At 71.7% G+C, this 14,269-nt stretch carries 13 protein-coding genes and 1 tRNA gene; 5 read left to right on the forward strand and 9 right to left on the reverse strand.

From position 1 onward, the window contains the following. Nucleotides 1-26: 26 nt before the first annotated feature. Together AB0I60_RS15960 and AB0I60_RS15965 are read right to left on the reverse strand one after the other, a co-directional pair. Nucleotides 27-695, reverse strand: a complete 669-nt coding sequence (locus AB0I60_RS15960; RefSeq protein WP_360730235.1) for an HNH endonuclease family protein — start codon at nucleotides 693-695, stop codon at nucleotides 27-29. 59 nt (nucleotides 696-754) lie between these two features. Continuing rightward, complete coding sequence (locus AB0I60_RS15965; protein ID WP_360730238.1) at nucleotides 755-1,714, reverse strand: methionyl-tRNA formyltransferase; 960 nt, start codon at nucleotides 1,712-1,714, stop codon at nucleotides 755-757. A gap of 122 nt (nucleotides 1,715-1,836) precedes the next feature. Here AB0I60_RS15965 and AB0I60_RS15970 point away from each other — a divergent pair, with 122 nt between their 5' ends. Then, nucleotides 1,837-3,414 (forward strand): amidohydrolase, encoded by a 1,578-nt coding sequence (locus AB0I60_RS15970; RefSeq protein ID WP_360730240.1) that lies wholly within the window; start codon nucleotides 1,837-1,839, stop codon nucleotides 3,412-3,414. A gap of 155 nt (nucleotides 3,415-3,569) precedes the next feature. Here the strand turns inward: AB0I60_RS15970 and AB0I60_RS15975 are convergent, their stop codons facing one another. Next, nucleotides 3,570-4,196 (reverse strand): hypothetical protein, encoded by a 627-nt coding sequence (locus AB0I60_RS15975; RefSeq protein ID WP_360730242.1) that lies wholly within the window; start codon nucleotides 4,194-4,196, stop codon nucleotides 3,570-3,572. A gap of 39 nt (nucleotides 4,197-4,235) precedes the next feature. After that, complete coding sequence (locus tag AB0I60_RS15980) at nucleotides 4,236-4,673, reverse strand: MarR family transcriptional regulator (protein ID WP_360730244.1); 438 nt, start codon at nucleotides 4,671-4,673, stop codon at nucleotides 4,236-4,238. A gap of 175 nt (nucleotides 4,674-4,848) precedes the next feature. Here AB0I60_RS15980 and AB0I60_RS15985 point away from each other — a divergent pair, with 175 nt between their 5' ends. Further along, nucleotides 4,849-5,640: an SAM-dependent methyltransferase gene (locus tag AB0I60_RS15985; protein ID WP_360730247.1), complete on the forward strand. Its 792-nt coding sequence runs from the start codon at nucleotides 4,849-4,851 to the stop codon at nucleotides 5,638-5,640. Nucleotides 5,641-5,688: 48 nt separating this feature from the next. On the opposite strand, the gene AB0I60_RS15990 is transcribed toward AB0I60_RS15985, so the two are convergent. Next, nucleotides 5,689-7,269 (reverse strand): proprotein convertase P-domain-containing protein, encoded by a 1,581-nt coding sequence (locus tag AB0I60_RS15990; protein WP_360730250.1) that lies wholly within the window; start codon nucleotides 7,267-7,269, stop codon nucleotides 5,689-5,691. A 332-nt stretch (nucleotides 7,270-7,601) separates the two neighbouring features. On the opposite strand from AB0I60_RS15990, the gene AB0I60_RS15995 reads away from it, so the two are divergent. Then, entirely contained in the window at nucleotides 7,602-8,390 is a 789-nt protein-coding gene (locus AB0I60_RS15995) for an NYN domain-containing protein (RefSeq protein ID WP_360730252.1), read from the forward strand. Nucleotides 8,391-8,394: 4 nt separating this feature from the next. On the opposite strand, the gene AB0I60_RS16000 is transcribed toward AB0I60_RS15995, so the two are convergent. From AB0I60_RS16000 to AB0I60_RS16010, 3 genes are all read right to left on the reverse strand, one after another. Then, nucleotides 8,395-9,051 carry a hypothetical protein gene (locus AB0I60_RS16000; RefSeq protein ID WP_360730254.1) on the reverse strand — a complete coding sequence of 219 codons (657 nt, stop codon included), beginning with the start codon at nucleotides 9,049-9,051 and terminating at the stop codon, nucleotides 8,395-8,397. 171 nt (nucleotides 9,052-9,222) lie between these two features. Continuing rightward, nucleotides 9,223-9,295, reverse strand: a tRNA-Arg gene (locus tag AB0I60_RS16005). Between the two features lie 126 nt (nucleotides 9,296-9,421). Then, the gene (locus AB0I60_RS16010; RefSeq protein ID WP_360730257.1) at nucleotides 9,422-10,453 is read right to left on the reverse strand and encodes a LacI family DNA-binding transcriptional regulator; all 1,032 of its coding nucleotides are present in this window, start codon (nucleotides 10,451-10,453) and stop codon (nucleotides 9,422-9,424) included. Between the two features lie 61 nt (nucleotides 10,454-10,514). On the opposite strand from AB0I60_RS16010, the gene AB0I60_RS16015 reads away from it, so the two are divergent. Then, nucleotides 10,515-11,693 (forward strand): MFS transporter, encoded by a 1,179-nt coding sequence (locus tag AB0I60_RS16015; RefSeq protein ID WP_360730259.1) that lies wholly within the window; start codon nucleotides 10,515-10,517, stop codon nucleotides 11,691-11,693. On the opposite strand, the gene AB0I60_RS16020 is transcribed toward AB0I60_RS16015, so the two are convergent. Next, nucleotides 11,659-12,225 carry a DUF3558 family protein gene (locus AB0I60_RS16020; RefSeq protein WP_360730262.1) on the reverse strand — a complete coding sequence of 189 codons (567 nt, stop codon included), beginning with the start codon at nucleotides 12,223-12,225 and terminating at the stop codon, nucleotides 11,659-11,661. The genes AB0I60_RS16015 and AB0I60_RS16020 overlap by 35 nt on opposite strands. An 80-nt stretch (nucleotides 12,226-12,305) precedes the next feature. Between AB0I60_RS16020 and AB0I60_RS16025 the strand changes: the two genes are divergently transcribed. Continuing rightward, nucleotides 12,306-14,258 carry a cytochrome c oxidase assembly protein gene (locus AB0I60_RS16025; RefSeq protein ID WP_360730265.1) on the forward strand — a complete coding sequence of 651 codons (1,953 nt, stop codon included), beginning with the start codon at nucleotides 12,306-12,308 and terminating at the stop codon, nucleotides 14,256-14,258. The last annotated feature ends 11 nt before the right edge of the window (nucleotides 14,259-14,269 follow it).

Here is a 14,269-nt window from a genome sequence, read left to right on the forward strand (position 1 = left end):
CGGCCGGAGCCCGTGGCGGTCGTCGGCTACTTCGGGCAGACCGCGATCATGGCGGCCAGCGCGTCGTGCTCGGCCTGGTCGACGGTCAGCGCGTAGGTGCTCTTCACGGTGATCCAGTTGACCGCGTAGGTGCACCAGTACGCCTCCACGGGCGGCTTCCACTTCGCCGGGTCCTGGTCGCCCTTGGCCCGGTTGCTGGTCGCGGACACCGCCACGAGCTGGATGCCGCCCAGGTCGTTGGCGAACTTCTGGCGCTGCTCGTCGGTCCACCTGTCCGCGCCCGAGCGCCACGCCTCGGCCAGCGGCACGGTGTGGTCGATGTCCAGCTTGCCCGCGTCGGTGACGGTCACCCCGTCGTACGCGCTGACCCACGTGCCGGAGGTCGCCTTGCAGTCCTTGTCGCTGCGGACGTCCGCGCCCTGCCGCTGGAGCACCACCTCGCGGGTGTCGCAGGAGTTGCCCTGCCCGCTCCAGTGCGGGAAGCGGTCCCGGCTGTAGCCGGCCATCTTCCCCTCCGGCGCGACCACCAGGCCCGCGAGCACGGGTGCCGGGTCCTGGGCGGGCGGCTGCGCGCCGGTCGCCGTGGGCTGGGCGGGGGGCTTGGACTCCTGGTAGCGCGTCAGGTAGTAGCCGATCGCCAGCAGCAGGACCAGCACCGCCACGCTCGCCCACGTCGTCGTCCGCTTGCGGCTCATGGGCCCCATGATCAGCGATCACCGTCACGGCGCGGTCACCGGGTGGGGCGGTCGCCTGCTCAGGCGGTCGCCTCCGGGCGCGCGGTCAGGTAGCCACCCATGTGCGTGAAGTACTCCGTCGCGCCCAGCTCCCGGCCGTCCTCGGTGCGGACGCGCTTGACCAGCAGGGCGTGGTTGCGCCCGCGCCGGGCGTCCGCGCCGGCGACGACCGCCACCCCGTCGCCCTCGCGGTAGAAGATCCGGCCGGGCGTGCCGCCGTAGCGGGCCTGCGACACCTCCGCCTCCACGATCTCCAGCCGCCTGCCCTTGTGGAAGGTGAACGCGCTCGGGTACGGGGCGCACTGCGCGCGGACCAGGCGGTCCAGCTCGTCGGCCTGCCAGGTCCAGTCGATGCGCAGGTCCTCCTCGGCGCGCTTGTGGAAGAAGCTGGCCTTGGACCGGTCCTGCTTGGTGAACTCGGTGCGGCCCTCGGCGATCAGGGCCAGGCCGTCGACGGTGATCGGGCCGAACAGCTCCAGCGTCTTGTGGAACAGGTCGGCGGTCGTGTCGCGCGGACCGACCGGGACGGCGCGCTGGAGCACGATGTCGCCCGCGTCGAGCGTCTCGTCCATCATGTGCGCGGTGACGCCGACCTCCTTCTCGTCGTTGATCAGCGCCCAGATCAGCGGCGAGAAGCCCGCGTAGGCGGGCAGCAGCGAGTCGTGCACGTTCAACGTCCCGCGCTTGGGCAGGGTGAAGATGTGCGGCGGGATCCAGGTGCGCCAGTTGGTGGCCACGATGACGTCCGGCTCGACCTCCTTGAGCCGCTGGAACAGCTCGTCGTCGTCCGGGCGGTTGCGGGTGATCGTCTCGACGCCGTGCTCGGCGGCCAGGTCCGCCACCGAGTCGCTCCAGATCCGCTCGTAGGCGTGGTCGCTCTTCGGGTGGGTCACCACGAGCACCACCTCGTGCTCGGAGTCCAGCAGCGCTCGGAGCGTGCGGTGGCCCCAGGTCTGGTAGCCGAACATGACGACCCGCATGGGGCTCCTCCAGAGTTTTAGGCTTGCCTAAGTTACCCGACCCTAACCTAACGCGGGGCCGCCGTCTCCGGCCCGGTCGGCGGGTCTGGCCGGACGCCGCCCGCCGCGCCTAGCCTGCGGGGGTGATCCTTGACCTGAAGGTGGTCGGCGGCCGGTTCACGACCCTGGACCCGGCCCGGCCCCGGGCGTCGTGCCTCGGGGTGTGGGGCGGGCGGGTCGTCGGGCTGGACGAGGACGTGGCCGACCTGCCCGCGCGGCGCGTGGTCGACCTCGGCGGCGCGGTCGTGCTGCCCGGCTTCGTGGACGCGCACAACCACTTGGCGTGGGCCGGGAGGGCGTCGCGGACACCGGACGTCTCCGGCTGCACGACCGTGGCCCAGGTGCTGGAGGTGGTGCGCGGCGCCCCGCGCGCGGCGTGGGTGGAGGTCGTCGGGTACGACCACCGCGCGCTCGACCGGCCCCTCACGGCGCGCGACCTGGACACCGTCGGCCGGCGGATCTACGTGCAGGACCTGTCCGGGCACGCGTGCGTGGTCAGCAGCGACGTGCTGGCCGACCTGCCCGTGCCGGGCGACGTGCAGCGGGACGCGAGCGGCCGGCCGACCGGGTTCCTCGCCGAACGGGCGCAGACGGCGGTGCGGGCGATGATGCTGCCGTACTCGGTCGCCGACATCGCGTCCGACGTCCGGCTGGGCGCGGAGCAGTGCCTGCGCGAAGGGGTCGTGCTGGCGGCCGAGGCCGGCGTCGGCGCGGGGCTGATCGGCAGCAGCCCGCTGGAAGTCGCGGCCTACCAACAGGACCCGCTGCCCATCCGGGTGCAGCTCATGGTCTCCTCGGACGAGCTGCGCGAGGTGCGGGCGCACGCGGCGGACGGCGTGCGGCGCGCGTTGCCGCTCGGCCTGCGCACCGGCCTGGGCGACGAGTGGCTGTCCGTCGGCGCGCTGAAGCTGTGGACCGACGGCGGCATGATCGCCCGGACGGCGGCGCTGACCGAGCCCTACCTCGGCACGGGCGGTTCCGGGCAGTTGCAGGACGACCCGGACGTCATGCGCGCCGCGATCCTCGACGGGCACGACGCCGGGTGGCAGCTCGCGGTGCACGCGATCGGCGACCGGGCGGTGGACTTCGCGCTGGACGCGCTGGCCTCGGCCCAGGCCCGGCGGCCCCGCCCGGACGCCCGGCACCGCATCGAGCACTGCGGGCTGGTGCGCCCCGACCAGCTCGACCGGATCGCCGCGCTGGGCGTGATCCCGGTGGTGCAGCCGACGTTCCTGTGGGCCTACGGCGACGACTACTCGACGATCATGGGTCCCGAACGCGCGCCCTGGCTGTACCGGGGCAGGGCGTTCCTCGACCGGGGCGTGGTGGTGGCGGGCAGCTCGGACCGGCCGGTGGCGGACGGCAGCCCGTTGCGGGCGGTGCAGTTCATGGTGGAGCGGCGGTCCCGCACCGGCCTCGCCGTCGGACCCGACGAGGCCGTGGCGGTGGCCGACGCGTTGCGCGCGTACACCTCGGGAGCGGCGTACGCGTGCCGGCGCGAAGACGCCCTGGGGTCGCTCACGCCGGGCAAGCTGGCCGACTTCGTCGTGCTGGACGACGACCCGAGCACGTGCGAGGTCTCCCGGATCGGCGACATCACCGTGCTGGCCACCGCGCTGGGCGGGCAGTTCCGGCACGACCCGACCGGTTTCGCCCCCTGACCGGGCCGGCCCGACCCCGCCCGTCGGCGACCGGGCCGGCCCCGCTCAACCCCCGCCCACCAGATCCCGACCGACCTGGCCGGCACGACCCACACCCACCTCACCGACCCGGCCTCACCCCGCCGACCCGGCTCGAGCGGCCCCGCGCGGCCGGCTCAGGCGCTCATCCGCCAGTGCACGACGTACCCCGCCGCCTCGGCCGCGATCAGCGCGTCCAGCTTGGTCAGGTTCGTCCGCTTGGCCATCTTGAACGCCCGCCCGCGCCGCGCGTCGAGCAGCAGCGGTGTCGCGCCGGGCAGCGTGTCTGCGGTGGTCTGCTGGAGGACGCGCAGGCCGACGTTCGCCGCCTCCTGGGTCATCACCGGCTCCTTGGTGTACACCAGCACGGCTGCCGTCGAGCCGTCCGGCATCCGCAGCCCCAGGTGGGGCCGCACGCGCAGCGACAGCTCACCCGCCGACCACCGGGCGGCCCGGACCGGCACGCCGGTCGCCCGCGTCGCCCGCAGCCACGGCAGGAACCCCTCGCGCACCTCGGTGAACGCCCTGAGCTGGCCGTTGCGGTTCGCCGCGCGCACCGCCACCTCCAGCTCCGCGTCCGGGTCGGTCGAGTTCGCCGCGCGGCGCATCGCGTCCCGCACGGGGTTGTAGAACCCGCACACCCACGGGTCGACGCCCAGGTACACCTCGCGCTGCTCGGCCACGATGCTGATCCGCCCGCGCTGACCGCTCATCACGTACTCGGTGAACGACAACGCGGTGACGCTGACCGGTTCCACGACCACGACAGGCTCCCCTCGTCGTATCGAACCTACGTTCGAATTCTACCCGTCGGGTACGACATCGGGCAGGGGCGAGCGGACCCTGCCGAGCAGCGGTCCGAGGTCCGGGTCCGAGGCCACCTCGTCGAAGATCGAGGCCAGCGTCTCCTCGTAGAACGGGGCCGCGTCCCGGTAGACCCGGCGCCCGGCGGGCGTGATGCAGCTGTACACCCCGCGCCGGTCGGTCTCGCAGACCTCGCGCGTGGTCAGGCCGGACTGCTCCAACCGGGCGACCAGCCGGGACACCGAACTCTGGTTCAGGCCCACCACCTCGGTCAGCTCCTGCATCCGCAACTCGCCGCCCGGCGACTCGTGCAGCGCGCCGAGCGCGGTGAACTCCGACATCCCGAAGTGGAACTCCCGCTGCAACGCGCGCTCCAGGCTCGCGCTGATCCGGTTGTGCAGCGAGCGCAGGCCGGACCAGGTGGCGCGGACGGACAAGGCGGCCCTCCCCGGAGTGCAGGTACGCGTCCCATCCTAGGCCGCATCGCCGCTGACCAGCGCGAGCGCGCCCGGCGGCGGCCCCGGGCGGCTCGCCCAGGACCCCGGTGTCGGCACGCGGGAGCGCGGCCGGCGCAGAATGGGCCGACTCGTCCCGACGCGGGAAAGGCGGCCCATGGGGGAGCGCCCGGACATCGACCTGACCCGGCCCAGCGCGGCCCGGGTCTACGACTACTACCTCGGCGGTGCGCACAACTTCGCGGTCGACCGGGAGATGGCGCGGCAGGCCATCGGCATGTGGCCGGAGCTGCCGCTGATCATGCAGGCCAACCGCGCGTTCCTGCGGCGGGCGGTCGAGCACTGCTCGGCGCGGGGCGTGCGCCAGTTCCTGGACCTGGGCTCCGGCATCCCGACCGCCGGCAACGTGCACGAGGTCGCCCGCGCCGTCGACCCCGGCGCGCGCGTCGCGTACGTGGACAACGACCCGATCGCGGTCACCTACAGCAAGTCGATCCTGGGCGACGACCCGCAGACCATCGCGGTGCAGGAGGACCTGCGGCACCCGGACGCGGTGCTCGCGGCGGCCCGTGACCTGCTGGACCTGTCGCAGCCGGTCGCCGTGATGATGGTGGCGGTGCTGCACTTCGTCACCGACGAGGACGGGCCCGCGGACGTCGTGGCCGCGTACCGGGACGCCATGGCACCCGGCAGCCACCTGGTGGTGTCGCACGCGACCCGGGACGGCCAGGACGACCAGGCGGACAGCCACCAGGACCTGTACCGGCAGCGCACCGCCACGCCGATGACCATGCGGTCGCACGACCAGGTCCGGGCCCTGCTCGCCGGGTTCGACGTGGTGGAGCCGGGCGTGGTGCACCTGCCGCTGTGGCGCCCCACGTCCCCCGAGGACGTCGACGAGCACCCGGAGCGCTTCGCGGGCCTGGCCGCCGTGGGCCGCAAGCCCTGAACGGTCCGGCGTTCGACCGCACGGGCCGAACGCCGGACCTTCACGTGATCAGAACTGCAACGCCCACGAGTCCAACGTGCCCGTGTCGGACTGGTAGGCGTCGTACACGCGCAGCTTCCACACGCCGTTGGAGACCTGCGTCGTGGCGTTCACCGGGTAGGTGGCCACGATGTCGTCCGCCGAGTCGTTGGACGTGTCCTTGAGCAGGTAGGCCGTCCCGTCCGGGCCGACCAGGTGGATGCGCACGTCACCCCGGTAGGTGTGCTTGATGGTCACCTCGACCGCCAGCGCGGCCGGCGCGTTGCCGGCGACACCGGACACCGTGATCGGCGACTCGACCGTGGTGAGGTCCTTGACCGGGAAGTCGGCGGCGTTCTCGAACCGCTTGCCCGGTCCGGGGCCGGGGCCACCGTCGTTGTTGTCGATCAGGCCGGAGATCTCCTTGTGCACCAGGGTGATCCGCGTGCCCCAGTTCGGGCAGCCGCCGAGGTGGTGCAGCGCGATCACCTTGTGCGACGAACCGGCCAGCACCGGCGAGCCGGAGTTGCCGCCCGAGCTGTCGCACCGGTAGCCGGTGTTCACGCCGGACGCGACGACGTCGATCTTGCAGTACGCGCCGCCGTCGCCCTCCTCGTACAGCGACAGCCGCTTGGGCTTGGTGTCGCCGTGGCCGGGGATGTAGATGCGCTCGCCCGCCTTCGGCTCGCGCACGTCCAGGTAGAGCGTGCCGAAGGACTTGATCGAGTCGAAGTTGTTCACCGAGAACAGCGCGTAGTCCAGCGCGCTGAGCGGGCTGGACTTGAGCAGCTCCTGGCCGCTGACCTTGGTGCCGGGCTTCGGGTTGTTCCCGCCGCAGGTCGAGCACTGGTAGTCGAACTGGAACTCGCTGGCCCGCAGGTCGGCCGCGCTCTCCATGCAGTGGAAGTTGGTCAGCATCCGGTTGGTGTTGCCCACCCGCCACGCCGTGCAGTGGCCCAGTCCGTTGAGGAGCTGGCGCGCGACCGCGCCGGACCGGGCGTACTCGGTGGGGTGGTTGGACTGGTAGCAGACCACGTCCTTGCGCGCGTCCGTGCCGCAGACGCTGAGCGTGCCGGGGTTCGCGGCGACCCTCTCGGCCTGGGTGAAGCCCCGGTAGTAGCTGTCGATGCGGACCCCGAAACCGCGCCGGGTCAGGGCGTCCGCGTCCGGCCGCTCCCGGGCGGCGTGCAGGGTGACCACGGCGGTGTCGCCGTCGACGGACATCGCGGCGAAGCCGGTCCGGCCGTGCACGGTGTGCGCGGAGTCGCCGGGGAACGCCGTGGTGGTGGGGTTGCCGTGGTAGGTGTGGACCTCGCGCCCCGACGGGTCGGCGACGGTGATCCGGTCGCCCGGGGCCAGCTTGAGCGACGCGAAGTGCACCTTCACGTAGCTGGAGCCGGGTTCGGTGAGCACCACCCGCCAGGAGCGGCCGGTGGGCGCGTAGCGCAGGGTTTCCGACCGGCTCTTCAGCTCGCCGGCCTTGGTGACGTGCTCGTTCAGGGTGGACGGGGTGGTCTGCGCCGGTTCCGCCTGGGCGGGTGCGGCGACCGGTACGGGTGTGGCCAACGCCAGTGCAGCCGCCATCGGCAGTAGCAGGGACCGGATGGACAAGGCGCACCTCCTTGGAAAGGTCGTTTCCGGGGGTGGCGGCGGGTGTCCGACCCGACCTCCGGTAGGAGGCCGGACCGAACCCGTACGGTCGCACGACCGGAGGCCGGTACTCCAGCCGCCGGAGGTCCCGACCTGGTCCCGTCCCCGCAGTGGCGGTTCGACAGTTGCCAGATTCCCGGCGGGCCTCCGTCGCAATCCGCCGAACGTTCACCCCATCCGGGCGTCTTCCACTGCACTCGCGTCGCCGGGAGCGGTCGTCCCTCCACCCCGCGCGATCGTGCTCTTCGTGCCAGGCTGACGCGTCGCAACTGCGAAAGACGAGGCAACCCACCATGGTCCCGCCCCACACCGAAACCGCCGCGAAGCTCGCGGTGCTCATCGACGCGGACAACGCGCGCCCCACGATCGCCGAAGCCCTGTTGGCGGAGGTGGCCAAATACGGCACGGCACACGTCAAACGCGCTTACGGCGACTGGACGGGCACGAACCTGAAGGGTTGGAAGGACCGCCTGCTCGCCCAGTCGATCCAACCGGTACAGCAGTTCGCGTACGTGACCGGCAAGAACGCCACCGACGCCGCCATGGTCATCGACGCGATGGACCTGCTGTACACGGGTCGTTTCGACGGCTTCTGCATCGTCTCCAGCGACAGCGACTTCACCCGCCTGGCGTCACGCCTGCGCGAGTCCGGCCTGACCGTGTACGGCTTCGGGGAGCGCAAGACCCCGAAGCCGTTCGTCGCGGCGTGCGACAAGTTCATCTACATCGAGAACCTGACCCACCCCGACAGCGACGTAGTGGCCGCCGACGCAGCACTGTCGCCTCCGCAGCGCACGCCCGCCGAACAGCTCGTGGAAGACACGGCGCTCCTCAACCAACTCGGCAACGCCGTGGAAGCGGCCTCCGACGACGACGGCTGGGCACCGTTGGCCACGGTGGGGCACATCATCACGAAACAGCACCCGGACTTCGACTCCCGCACCTACGGCTACAGCAAGCTCAGCGGTCTGATGGCCGCGACCACCCTGTTCGACTCCCAACGCCGCAGCCCCGGCGACGGCAAGCAGGAGGTGGTCTACGTGCGCGACAAGCGTCCGGGTGTCGGCAAGAAGCCTTCTTGAGCGGTCAGACCGTCGCCATGACGACGTCGCGGAGCAGGGCGTCGCGCTGGGCGTCGGTCAGCGTGCCGAACTGGTTCGGGCTCACGTCGGTGGCGTGCGTCGGCTGCTTCACGGAGGCCGCGCACGTGGTCGTCTCGGTGGTCACCTCGGAGGCGCCACCGACCGGCTTGCCCGTGCGGGTGGAGCGCACCTCGACCTTGAGGACGCGGTTGTAGAGGCGGTTCTTGAACATCGAGAGGCCGGAGGTGCTGCCGATCGCCCGGTACTCGCACTCCCGCACGAAGACGACGTCGAGCGCCGTCATGCACGCGACCAGTTGCAGGGCGGTGTTGCGCGGCGACTCCCACTCGGCCGGCAACGTGACCGTGTCGGAGATCAGCCCGGCGTCGACCGCGTCCGGCGGCCCCTTCACCGAGCGGACCGAGACGGCGATCGTGTGCGGTCCGGGCCCGGCGTAGGCCGGTGCGTCGTCGTAGCCGGCCCCGGTGCAGACCGAGGCGTACCCCTCGCTCATGATCGACGGCTTCGCGGAGGTCGTGGTGGGCGAAGTGGTCGTCGGCCCGACGGTCACGGTCTCCGTCACGGTCACCGGCGGCGGCGACGAACACGCAGCCGCGACCACGCACACCGCCACCAAGCCACTGAGCTTCGTCTGCCTCACGCCCGGGGACGCTACTGATCACCCCCGACAACCGTGGCCGTTCCGACGCCCGCACCCCTGATGGAGCAAAGGGACCCGAGGCCCCTCAATGTCGCCGCCCCCAGACCGCGAACCGTCGCCCCCGCCCACGACCCCTGACCTGTCGAGCAGGTCAGGGGGCCTTCGAACCAGCGCCCCCGGCAGGATTCGAACCTGCGACCTCGGGATTAGAAGTCCCTCGCTCTCTCCACTGAGCTACGGAGGCTGGAGGGGCTGTTGACCACGCGCTGTAGCAGCGTAGCCGCCCCACCGGACACATCGTCCGGAAGACGTGGTCCGTTTCCGTCCAGGCACCGGAAGAGTGATCAAGTTGGCCGAAAAGTGAGGTGTATCACGTTAGAAGGGCCGTTGAAGCGCGTTCTACGAGAGAAACGGGGAGTCTCGTCGGCTCTCCCGGTCTCCCTCCGTCAAGCAGGCGGAGGGCCAGTTCGCCCGCTCGGCGACCCTTTTCGGTCAGAGGTTGACGCACCGTAGTCAACGGGGGCTCCGCGTGTTCGGCTTCCGGCACGTCATCGAAGCCCACCACCGACACATCGTGCGGGACTCGGAGGCCTAGATCACGTACGGCTTGGAGCGCCCCGAACGCCAACTCATCCGATGCGCACAACAGCGCCGTAGGGCGTGGCGTCAGCGCAAGCAGTTCGCGTGCGCCTGCGCGCCCCAGCGCCCGGTTGCTCCCGGCGCACTCCCACACGGGTGCGGTGCCCACCACGTCCCGGTACCCGGCCAAACGATCGCGGGTCACCCTGAAGGCGCCGTCGCGTCCGTTCAGGAAGCCCGCGCGCAGTCCGAACGCCAACACGCCGTACCTCCGGTGCCCCAACTCCCAGAGGTGCGCTGCCGCCATCCGCGCCCCGCCCGCGTCGTCCACCTCGACCCGCGCGGTGTCCGGCAGCACGGGCTGGTCGATGACCACCAGGGGCAGCCCCCGGGCCCTGACGACGTCCAGCGCGGGTGCGTCGTCCGGCAACGAGTACGCCACCACCACGTCCGCCTGCGCGCGCGCCACCGTCGACGGGCGCGGTCCGCCGTCCGTGCCGCCGGGCATGAGCACCAGGCAGTGGTCGTGGCCGTCGACGGTGGACGCGAGGCCGTCCAGCACGATCGACACGGCCGGGTCGGAGAACGCCGCCGACAGGGGCTGGCCCAGCATGAAGCCGACCGCCGCGCTGTGCCGGGTGGCGAGGCTGCGCGCGACCGGGTCGGGGCCCGCGTACCCGATCGAGGCGGCGGTCTCCAGGATGCGTTCGCGCAGGGCCGCCGACAGTTGGTCGGGCCGGTTGTAGGCGTTGGAGACCGTGGCGCGCGACACCCCGGCCGCGCTGGCCACGGTGTCCAGGGTCGGCTTGCGGGGGCGGTCCACGTGACGAGGTTAACCAGCCGACCCGGTAGATGTTCTGAAGCGCTTCAGTCAGACTCTCCCCATGCGCCTCGCGGTCTTCACAGTGTTCCTCTTCAACGGGGCGCTGTTCTTGTCCTGGGCTGCCCGGATGCCGACGCTGGCCGCACAGGTCGGCGCGAACGAGGCGACCCTCGGCCTGGCGCTGCTCGGGTCGAGCATCGGGCTCGCCCTCACCGCGCCCTTCGCGGCCCGCCTGTGCGCGACGGTCGGCGCGCGCCGGCTGATCGTCATCGGCGCGATCGTCACCGTCGTGGCGGTCCCGGCCCTCTCGCTCGCGGGCTCGCCGTTGCACCTCGGCCTGAACCTGTTCGTGCTGGGCGGCTGCGGCGCGGCGTTGGACGTCGGCATGAACGTCGCCGCCGTGGCCGCCTCACGCGCCCTGGACCGCCCCTTGATGCCTCAGTTCCACGCGGGGTTCAGCGTTGGCGGCCTGGTGGGGTCGTTGGGCGCGGCGGGCGCGTCGGCGGCCGGTTGGGGACTGCGCACGCACCTTGTAGTGGTCGCGGTGATCGGTGGGCTGGCGATGGCCGCCGTGGTCCGCTCGGTCCCCGGCGCGACCGGTGAGACGGCACAGGAACGCTCCGAGGACCGTTCCGTCGTACGCCGCCCGCTGCTGTGGTTGCTCGCGGGCATCACGGTGCTTTCCGCAATTGCCGAAGGCGCGTCGGCGGACTGGTCGACGCTGTTCTTCGTCCGCGAGCGCAACCTCACCGAGGCCGTCGCGGCGGCGGCCTACGCGGGCTTCTCCATCGCCATGGTCGTCGCCCGCCTGGTCGGCGAACCGGTGCAGCGCCGCCTGGGCCCGTACCGGCTCATCGGCGCGGGAGCCGTGGTCGCGGCGGCCGGCATCGGCCTGACCGTGCTCGTCGAGTTCCCGGCCGCCGGGTTCGTCGGCTTCGCGCTGGCCGGGCTCGGGCTGGCGTTCTGCTTCCCGGTGGTCATGGACCTGGCGGGCGACGCGGGCAAGCGCGCCGACGGCACCGGCGGCGAGCGGGAGATCGGCCTGGTGACGACCGTCGCCTACACCGGGTTCCTGATCGGCCCACCGGCGATGGGCGCCATCGCGCACGCCAGCTCGCTGACCGTCGCCCTGGGCGTCATTGCGCTGGTGATCGCTCTCATCGTGCCGACGGTGTGGTTGGCGGACAGGGCGCGCGCCCGCGAACTCAGCCGGCAGGCAGCCGGTTCAGCGCGGCCTTGACCAGCGGCTGAAGCGTGGCGAGCATCTGATCGCCCTTGCCGCCGACCAGCGTCATCGCAACCAGGATGCTGCGGTTGGGGTTCACCGCCGTCGTGGTGGTGCACACCATCGCGTTGCCGTCCTGGTCGCACGACACCCACGACGAGTGACCCTCCACGACGACCTCACGGCCCTTCGCCTGCCGCTGCCGCACGTGCTCGTACTTCTGGTAGAGCGCCGTGACGACGCTAGCGCCGTCGAACACGAACTGGCACGACTCCTGGATCTGGTCGTCGCGCCGCGCGGGTTCACGGGTCATCGCGCCGACCGGCTTCAGGTCGTCGGCGGTGAGCAGCTTGCACGGGTCCACGCCCGCCACGGACCGCTGCTTGGCGATCTTCGGCGTCCCGTCGGACGCGGCCGACGAGGTGGTCGCGGTGGTCGAGGGGGTGACGCCGGCCTCGGGCAACGGGTCGCCGTTGATGGTGTAGCTGCACCCGGTCAGGGCGAGGGCGGAGAGGGCCAGCAGGACCCACGTGCGAGAGCCGGTCACGAAGCGCAACGGTAGCCGGTGCGATCACAGCACGTCCGGCGGTTGGTGGTCGCGTTGCCGTGCCGCCTACGCTCGACCCCGTGCCCATCGACGCCCCTGCCCGCTCCACGCGCACAGGTCTGATCCCTCTGCTGCTCGTCGGCACGGCGATAGCCGCGCTGCTGGCGGCGGGTCTGGCCGCCGTGACCGGCGGCAACACGTCCGGCCTGCTCGTGGTGCGGGTGGTCACCGAGTCCGCCGCCGTCGTCACCATCGGCTCGCTGCTGCTCGCGGCCTTCCTGGTGCCGCCGCAGCCGAGCGGGACGCTGGCCGCCGACGGCTACGCGGCGCTGCGCACGGCCGGCTGGGCCGCTCTGGTGTGGACGTTCGGCGCGGTGGTCTCGGTGCCGTTCACCGCCGCCGACGCGCTCGGCCAGCCGGTGAAGGCGCTGCTGGACCCGTCGGTGCTGTTCACCGTCGCGGGCATCCTGGAGCAGACCAAGGCGTGGATGGTCACGGCCGTGGTGGTGGCGCTGCTGGCGTTGGGCTGCCGGCTGGTGCTGTCCTGGGGCTGGACGGCGGCGCTGTTCTTCCTGTCGGTGTTCGCGCTGGTGCCGGTGGCCGTGACGGGGCACTCGTCCGGCGGCGGCTCGCACGACGTGGCCACGAACAGCCTGCTCTACCACCTGATCGCGGCGGCGCTGTGGGTCGGCGGGCTGATCGCGCTGCTGGCGCACGGCCGGCGGGGCGGGGCCCACCTCGACCTGGCCACCACCAGGTTCTCCCGGCTCGCGCTGGTGTGCTGGATCGTGATGGCCGTCTCGGGCGTGGTGAACGCGTGGGTGCGGCTGCCGCTGGACCAGCTGTTCACCAGCGACTACGGCCTGCTGGTGCTGGGCAAGACGGTCGCGCTGGTCGCGCTCGGCGTGTTCGGCTGGTTCCAGCGGCAGCGGAGCGTGCGCGAGGTCGTGGAGACCGGGTCCGGGCGTTCGCTGCTCAAGCTGGCGGGCGTCGAGGTGCTGCTGATGTTCCTCACCATCGGGCTCGCTGCGGCCTTGAGCCGCACACCGCCCCCGGTGGAGGGACGTGCGCTGCCGAGCACGACGGAGTTGCGCATCGGCTACGACCTGTTCGGCGCGCCGACGCTGACCCGCCTGCTCTTCGACTGGCGTTTCGACCTGATCTTCGGCACGGCCGCGATCGCGTTGGCCGTCGTGTACGTGCTCGGTGTGCTGCGGTTGCGCCGTAGGGGCGACAAGTGGCCCATCGGACGCACGATCGCGTGGGTCGCGGGCTGCTTCACGGTGCTGTTCGCCACGTCGTCGGGTCTCGGCCGGTACGCGCCCGCGATGTTCAGCATCCACATGGAGAGCCACATGCTGCTCTCCATGCTCGCGCCGATCCTGCTCGTGCTGGGCGGTCCGGTGACGCTGGCGCTGCGCGCGCTGCCCACGGCGGGCAAGGACAACCCGCCCGGTCCGCGCGAGTGGATCCTCGCGTTCGTGCACTCGCCGGTGGCGAAGATCCTCACGAACCCGTTCGTCGCGCTGGCGCTGTTCGTGGGCTCGTTCTACGGCCTGTACTTCTCGGGCCTGTTCGACTGGGCGCTGGACTTCCACTGGGCGCACCTGGCGATGAACGCCCACTTCATCCTGGTCGGGTACGTCTTCTACTGGCCGGTGATCGGCATCGACCCGGCCCCGAACCGGTTGCCGCCGCTGGGCCGGCTGGGCCTGCTGTTCGCGTCCATCCCGTTCCACGCGTTCTTCGGCATCGTGCTGATGAGTTCGCAGACCGTGATCGGGGAGAACTTCTACCGGAGCCTGGCACTGCCGTGGGTGACGTCGCAGCTGGAGGACCAGCGGCTGGGCGGCGGCATCGCGTGGGCGGCGGGGGAGGTGCCGCTGATCGTGGTGATGGTGGCGCTGCTGGTGCAGTGGGCGCGTTCGGACAACCGGGACGCACGTCGGTCGGACCGCAAGGCAGATTCGGACGGCGACGCGGACCTGGAGGCTTATAACGCGATGCTGCGCAAGCTGTCCGGTAAGGAGTGACGGCGGCATTA

Origin of the sequence: Actinosynnema sp. NPDC050436 (assembly GCF_040655415.1) — a bacterium.
Classification (GTDB): domain Bacteria; phylum Actinomycetota; class Actinomycetes; order Mycobacteriales; family Pseudonocardiaceae; genus Actinosynnema.